Genomic DNA, 1,799 nt, shown 5'->3' on the forward strand with positions numbered 1-1,799 from the left:
GGTTTTTTCGGGGGGGGGGGGTGTGGCCCCGGGGGCGACTGGGGCAACAACCCGCCCCCCCACCGCAGCCAGCGCGCATGTTACAAAGCGCAACGCCGGGCGCCCCGGCCCGGCAGGGCGTGACGGCACAGGCTCCAGGGCAAGAAGAGTCCAGGGGCTGACCACGCTGCACAGGTTCCTGCAACGGGGCGCGTTTCCTGCGCCGGCTGCGGCGTGGCCGCCTCAGACCCCGGCCCCGGGTTCGGCCTCGGGTTCGATCCCGGCGCGCGCTTGCTCAGCGTGAATGTCCGCCAGCCGCTGTGCCAGGCTGGCCACCTGCCTGCGCAGTTCGGGCGGTTCGAGCACTTCCGCCCCGCCCGCGTAGCCGAGAGTCAGTTCGGCGTAAAACTCGAGTTCGCTCACCGGGAGACGAAATGCCGCCTCAAACCCGCCGCCATCCACCCGCTGCAAGAACTCCCGGAAGAACCGGTCGTCCACCACGCGCCTGGCCGCCCTTGGCGAAAAGCGCACCCGCACCTGAACGCGCTCGGCCCCCTCCTGCTCGAACGTGAACAGCTGCTCCACCCACCGGGCCAGGTCGAAGGCCCGGTGCAGCACGTAGCGAGTGTCGAGCAATTGCGCATCCACCACGCGGTCCAGCCGGAACGACCGCAGCCCGCCCCGCAGGTGGCAGAACGCCGGCGCATACCACCGCCCCCGCACGCACGCAAGCCCATAAACGTCGATGGTGCGCTCGGTCGACTCCCCGGTCGCCGGCACGTGGTAGCGGATGTGAATCTGCCGCCGCTCCCTCAAGCCCCGCACCATGGTGGCAAAGATCGCCTGGCCCACCCGCACCTCGGGGAACATGCGGCTGACGTCCACGCCGCTGCCAATGTCCACGATGTGCCGGCGCAGATCATCCGGCAGCGCCGCGTGAACCCGCAGCCACGCCCCCCGTGCCGCCTCCCGCAGCGGGTGGTCGGCGGCGGCGAACGCCTGAACCGCCGTCCAAAGCGCCACGGCCTCGTCGGGCGTCAGCGTGAGCGGCATGAGGCGGTAATCGGGCGGGAGCTCGTAGCCGCCCCCGGCCCCGGGGAGGGCGATGAGCGGCAGACCGCCCTCCCCGAGCGCCTGCAGGTCGCGGTAAACCGTGCGCTCGCTGATCTCGAACGTGCGGGCGATGTCAGAGGCCGTCGCCCTCCGCCGTGCGAGCAGGTAAAGCGTAATGGCTGCGAGGCGTTCCGTCCGGTTCAACGGGATCACCCGGAATAGACGTTCGCCCCCGGGCGCGCGACTCCTTCTGGCGAGAACGCCGCGCAGGCAGGTCCAGCAACCCACGGGCGAGTGCCCGGAGCCGCTCGGCCAGTCGCACTCGGGGCCTGGCGGTTGCGAGGCGTATCAGGTATGCCCACTCGTCCCGGCGCAACTCGCGGATGACGACCAGTTCGTGCAGCGCCTCGTCGGCTGCTCCCAGCGCCTGCCGGTGGCGTGCATAGACAGCGGTGGTCAGCCACGCGTGGGGGGGTAGCTCCAGCATCGCAGTCTCCCTCCTCAGGAGGGCCCCGGTGGGGTCGCTCCAGGAGGTAGTGTCGCACCCCAACCCTGACACCCGCGTGTCAGCTTTTGTTCGGGGGCGGGCAGGGGAGGACGGAGGGCTGCGTGCCGGCCTGCGCCTATGCTCCAGCCATTGCCGGGGCGTCACGACCTGGGCGCCTCGCGGCGCTTTGGCTCACCGTCTCAGTCCGCCATGGAGGCGACGGCCTCTTCGAGCCGGCGCGACGCTTCATGAAGGTGCGAGATGCGGCCGGAGCGCCACC

General features: G+C 70.9%; 2 protein-coding genes. Both read right to left on the reverse strand.

Features of this window, described 5'->3' with window-relative positions:
• Positions 1 to 222: 222 nt before the first annotated feature.
• Positions 223 to 1,236: a YafY family protein gene (locus AB1609_22910; GenBank protein MEW6049285.1), complete on the reverse strand. Its 1,014-nt coding sequence runs from the start codon at positions 1,234 to 1,236 to the stop codon at positions 223 to 225.
• Positions 1,166 to 1,519 (reverse strand): hypothetical protein, encoded by a 354-nt coding sequence (locus tag AB1609_22915; GenBank protein MEW6049286.1) that lies wholly within the window; start codon positions 1,517 to 1,519, stop codon positions 1,166 to 1,168. The genes AB1609_22910 and AB1609_22915 overlap by 71 nt, the downstream gene beginning before the upstream one ends.
• Positions 1,520 to 1,799: the final 280 nt, after the last annotated feature.

It is taken from the genome of Bacillota bacterium, assembly GCA_040754675.1.
Taxonomy (GTDB): domain Bacteria; phylum Bacillota; class Limnochordia; order Limnochordales; family Geochordaceae; genus Geochorda.

What these genes read in the sequence shown, in the direction of transcription:
- AB1609_22915 (MEW6049286.1), bottom strand. Translation starts at nt 1,519, where the DNA reads ATGCTGGAGCTACCCCCCCACGCGTGGCTGACCACCGCTGTCTATGCA.